The following is a 526-nucleotide window of genomic DNA, read 5'->3' on the forward strand; positions in this document are numbered from 1 at the left end:
TCATTAAAGCACGGATTATTGAAGCACGGATTGTAGTGATATGCGCTGTTGCTAATGGTCTGAGCACTTAATGCCATGCTTAATGCCAAGCCCCATCGCAATATACAGCTTACGCTCTGTTAAAGGTACGTCAATTTGTCGACGACCATGCATGATGCGTTTGTTGTCTAGTATCACCACATCGCCATTTTGCCAAGCAATGTCTTGAGTATGCGCTTCACAGAGCTGAGTCAGCTCGGCTATGAGCGCATCATCAACGTTTTGACCGTTTGCTAAAGTGAACTCAGGTTTTTCATAGTTAAATGATGGCCCAAGTAAGGTATTTGCAAAGGCCAGTTGCCCGCTTAAGTTGTCCTCTCGGATAGCAGGTATCTGTAACACGTACCGAACGCCGCCATCTGTCTGAGGCTCTACGTAATGCGTTAGCGTCTTACTCGTCGTCGCAGTGATAAATGTCTCTAAATCATCAAAGCTTATTTGATCGGCGTCTGTTCTACCTGTCGCAGTAGCCACGTAATTTTGCCAT

Annotated in this window: 1 protein-coding gene; it reads right to left on the minus strand. The window is 45.6% G+C overall.

Going from position 1 to position 526, the window contains the following annotated elements; genetic code table 11:
* Positions 1–51: 51 nt before the first annotated feature.
* Positions 52–526 (minus strand): TauD/TfdA family dioxygenase (locus ACS8FC_RS20725; protein WP_439298170.1); only part of this gene is annotated, 475 nt, incomplete at its 5' end.

This window comes from Psychrobacter sp. 1Y4, from assembly GCF_051847555.1.